At 61.5% G+C, this 4630-nt stretch carries 2 protein-coding genes and 2 pseudogenes; all 4 read right to left on the bottom strand.

What is annotated here, in order from left to right; all coding sequences use genetic code 11:
- Positions 1-435: 435 nt before the first annotated feature.
- A complete protein-coding gene (locus D4765_RS18755) occupies positions 436-1476 on the bottom strand; it encodes a dimethylarginine dimethylaminohydrolase family protein (protein ID WP_136643829.1) in 1041 nt (346 codons plus the stop codon).
- Positions 1477-1834: 358 nt separating this feature from the next.
- Positions 1835-3367 (bottom strand): annotated as a pseudogene (locus D4765_RS18760) (ISL3 family transposase).
- Positions 3368-3481: 114 nt separating this feature from the next.
- Positions 3482-3844 (bottom strand): annotated as a pseudogene (locus D4765_RS18765) (IS21 family transposase); the annotation flags it as partial.
- Positions 3845-4507: 663 nt separating this feature from the next.
- On the bottom strand, positions 4508-4630 hold a 123-nt coding region (locus tag D4765_RS18770; protein WP_237280562.1), incomplete at its 5' end, for an ATP-binding protein.

The raw sequence follows: 4630 nt of genomic DNA on the forward strand, positions 1-4630 counted from the left end.
GGCCCACCCGCGCATTCGGCGGCCGTCGGGGTCGCCTGATCGCCCGTTTTGTGCGGGTTAATGGTTTCTCTCGTCGCCCGATCCGGCCTGGCCGGTCCCGGTAGATTGCTTGATAGATCGTTTCGTAAGATGCCCGCATGCTCGTATCCGTGGGAAATTCTCGCCTCAAGCGTCCAGCGATTTGCTCGGGCGAGAACCTCGCAGCAGGTCAGTCGTGCGCGAGGATGTCACTTCGTGTATCGCGGCCGTTGGCGTCCACATCTGTCCACGCTGTACCAAAATCGCCAATCCGGTCGTATTCCGTCTTCGGCGCTCTTCCCCCCACGGGAAGTTTCGAGAGCACTTCAGTGACCCTCCGCGCGGTCACTGTTGAATCTACTGCGACAAGGTTCACGGAACCGCTGGGTTTAGTCTTCAGAACTGTGGTCGGTGCATTTACGGGGTCTCTCTCCACAATGGTTGTGTGCTGCAGCGGAATGCGCCGCCGAATCCTCGCGAGATTGCGAAGTCGACGTATTCGACGTGTATTCCGCGTTTCGCTACCTCGCTGCCTATACGCTCGAAGAACGGGTCGGTGATGTACACGGTCGGGCTGATTGGGAGACCGTTGGTACCAAGGTTTGCTGCCTCGAGTTGGCTTACCGGTATCTTCTCCCAGTCCGCAAGCGATTCGGGGACTCCATTGAGTACACCCTCCTCGTAGACGACGAGGAGGCCTTCGCGAACCATACCCATCGCGCAGTCGAGGTGAAGAATATTCGGTTTAAGCGGTACGACTTCAACCGTGTATCCGGCCGGTTCCAGCAGTTTCCGGAGGTACTCCGCTCCCTGTGCCGTCGAGGCGCGGCCGGATTGGCCAACAAAAATATGCTGCCCGTGCACGAGCACATCGCCCCCTTCGAGGAAGGGACCCGGCCCGCCGTCATCGATTTCAAGCGGCATGATTTCGGGCTGGGGTAGAGCGTTGTAGGTGGAGCCGGCCGGGATGACTTGGGTCTTCATAATGTTTCGGCTGGCGAGAACTTCGCGGCGGCGGTGCGGGAATCGGAGCGAGCCTTCGATGACGTGGCCGCCGACGGTAAACCAGGGATCGCGAACGAAGGCGTTCGCGTAGCCGTTCGCACCGCCGGCATCTTTTTCATACTGGGTCAAAAGTCTGGGGCGGAGTACTTCGATGTCGTGCTTTTCGAGGACTGCCTGAAAATTGGCTCGTTCGCATTCCCATTGAGCCTGTCGGGCGGGCATCGCGATCGCATGGTCCTTACCGAGCAGCTCTCGGATGACGAGGCGTTTGTCTGCCGGCATGATGTCGATCTCTTCATCGAGCTGCGCTGGTGAGAACGTGTCGGCGTCGGGGAGCCGCATTTCTGATTGCGCCAGCACCACCGTGTGCAGCGAAGCGAATTCGCTTTCAACGTAAATTCGCCGGGGCGAGATGGGTGCTGAAACGGTGGATCTCGTGTCGGCCTCGGGCATAGCTCATCCTCATCGTCTCGTTCTTGGGCTTCGCCCCGTCACAACCTAGCGCACACTGTATTGCGCCCGGCCGCCCCCGCTACGAACGTGCTGACGAAAGACATCCTTCTGTTCATGATTTCCCCTGAGGTCGCAGACGATCCGTGCCCAACTGAATGAAAACTCAGTCAGCAGGAGCAATCAAGAACTGACATCTCCAGAACAGCGCCTCACGTAGGCGCGCGATGTCCGATCACCCAAGTTCATGACCAATGTGAAATGAAACATCCGGTGAAGTTTCTGGAACCATTTAGGGGTCAGCCGACGATTCGTCGGGACTGTCTCTTAAACGGCTCTGGCGCACTTTCGGTGGTGGGGGTTAGCCGAGCAGGATGCGGTGTCGGAGGAGTGCGAAGCTCGCTCGGCCGTACATCTGTCGTTTGAGCATTTTCGTTCGAGTGTTTACGCCTTCGGTCCGGCCGTTGTGGTGAGGCATAGTGACTGCTGCGGTCACGGCCGGGTGGTCTTGTTTGAGGCCGCGAGCGAAGGAATGAGCGTGTGGCAGGTCGGCTGCGTGAGCGGCCTGGATCCACTCGTTCAGCTTGGCGGCGTTGTCGCCTGAGGGAGTGAGCAGGGCTGCGAACCTTGCGACAAGCTGGTGTACCGCGGTGGTCTCTGGGCATGCTCCGGCCAGCTGCGTGAGTCGTTCTTGCTGGCCAGTGGTGAGCCGGTCGGGTCTGGTCAGCAACAGCCGGGTCGCGCGGCGCGGTGACAGATGAGAGTGGTCATCGAGGTGCCGACCCTGGTTCAGGTATCGCACCAACAGGTTCTGGCTACCGGTGTAGCCCAGTTCTCGTATCTCTGTCAGCAGGTGTGTGGCTGCGACACCCGGGTCATGCTCACGTCGGGTGCGTAGGTGTTCACGGTACGGGTCGACCAGTGTGGGCCGATACTGCGGCACTCGTTGCAACCGCTGCGGTTCGGACGCGCGGGCGTACCGTTTGATCGTGTTCAGGGAGAGATTCAGTCGGCGGGAGCAGTCGAGTAGCCCAACACCGCGCTCGAGGAGGTCATGCACCTGCTTCCAACGGTTGGCCGTGTTGGTGGCTCGCGGCCCGTCCTGGAGTCCGGTCGCGGTGGCCCAGCACGCTGAATGCGCGGCGATCTCCTTACCGGCAGCCTCGGCAAGTCCGTGCCACAGGTCCCACCGGTCAGTTACCTGCACTGCTCGCGGCAGGGCCTCTTTGATGGCCTGCGCGTACGCGGCTGAACCATCACGGCAGACGACCTGAACCTCCCGGTGAGCGCGCAGTCAGTCGGTGACGACCTGCCCGCCGCGGCCGGGAAGCACATCTACCCGCTGACCGGTATCAGCGTTGATCACTATGGTGGCGTAGTCGTGATTGCGACGTAACGCGAAATCATCGATCCCTAACACTATCGGCGTAGGCCTGTCAGGAAGCGGAATCTTCAGCAGTGACCGGATCGCAGTGTCCCTGCCCGCACGGATACCCAGTGCCGGAAGCACCCGGGCCGAGGCCCGGCCAGCCAGTTCTTGGACCACCGCGCGCAGTTGCCCCGTCAGCCGGATCGTGGACCGCTGGTAGCGCTCCAGCAGACCAGGGACCTGCTCCCGGAACGTCTTCATCGCGCAGTCGTCGATCTGGCACCGCATCCTGCGAACCTGAACCCGAAGCGTCACGGGTCGGCCGTCGACCGGCAGGTCAGCCGGTGCCCGAACGTGGAAGGCATGCACCATCGCGGTCGGCGTTCCGCAGGCCGGACAAACGACCGGACCACCACGGGTCGTGGCGTGCACGACGATGACCGCCCCCGCGCCTTCCACCCTCGTGACTGCCAACGCTGCGAGTCCTGAGAAGAGTTCTTTGATAACGGAGTTCGTATCGAGCACGAACGATCCTGATCATCTCGACAGGCCAGCCGGCGTCAGGACACGCCGAAATCATCACCGATCCACAGACCACCACCGAAAGTGCGCCAGAGCCGTTTAAGAGACAGTCCCGGCGTACGTCTTACAGAACCGGTCGTAGCTCATCGCCGGCCCGCCCGCCGCGGCACAGCTGTCGACATACTCGCCATGCAGCAGTTTCAGCGTCACACCCACCCGGGCGAGCTCTTTGTGCACCCGTTCCCAGTCAGGCTGAACGAACACGCTCTCGTGCTCCCCGCGGCCCGGGAACATCAACGCGTACACCTCGGCGTCGCTCCGGTCAGCGACGGCATCCCACTCGATCCCAGCCCTGTCCGCGGCAGCGAACACCGCCGCGATACTGTTCCGGGAAACACCCTGCGCCTGAGCGATCATCCGCCCCGTCAAACCCTGAGCGCGAAGCTCAAGCACGAGCTTCGTTTTGATCCTACGTACCATTGGTGACTACTCCTTCTGCCGCGCGCCACATACGCACGGCGGAAGGAGCCTAACCAGCCGGCTCCGAACGACAATATTGCGCCGCCCCCACGACAGCACACCCCGCCATCACGAAGTGGCTCTCAACCACAATATTCATGGCTCTCAGGAGCGCAAATATTCAATTGAGTATTTGCTCGCTTGGGAGCCACCCAATATTGTGCTCGGGGGCCGCAGATATTTTCGTTGAGCGCCACCGAATATTCCAGCTCGGAGTCGCCCCTGGAGGGTCCCTCCGGCCAGCGACTTTCAGCGTTCTCGTCGTCGTGCTCGCGTCGACTGAAGACCGACACTGCGAAGGGCAAGCGCAGGCAACGCCTGCGTGCGGCAGCTCTTACCCGGCCCTCGTGCAGACGCCGCCCGTCAGCCGTGCACGCGATGCCCCGACCGCGAACCGGCGCACAAGAAACTGGCCGCTAGGCCTGCAAAGCTCTCGCTGATGCTGTGGCCCCCGACGGCAATACTGCTGGCCCCCAGAGCCGCGAATATTCAGTATTCAACCTTGGAATGTGTTTTGTCAACTTGAAGCCGGCCATTTCAGCGCTAATTAACCGGCCAGTGCGGCACTGTTTCCGGCCAGTGGAGCACGGCGGCCTCAACGGCCGGTTTTTTGGGTCGTCAGGGCTATTTCATGAGGGCATGCTTCACGCGGTAGGACTCGCCGCGGAACTGGAGGAGCCGGCCGTGGTGGACGACGCGGTCGATGACGGCTGCGGCCATGTTGTCGTCGCCGAATACCGTTCCCCA

The sequence above is a fragment of the Subtercola vilae genome (assembly GCF_004923255.1).
Taxonomy (GTDB): Bacteria; Actinomycetota; Actinomycetes; order Actinomycetales; family Microbacteriaceae; genus Subtercola; species Subtercola vilae.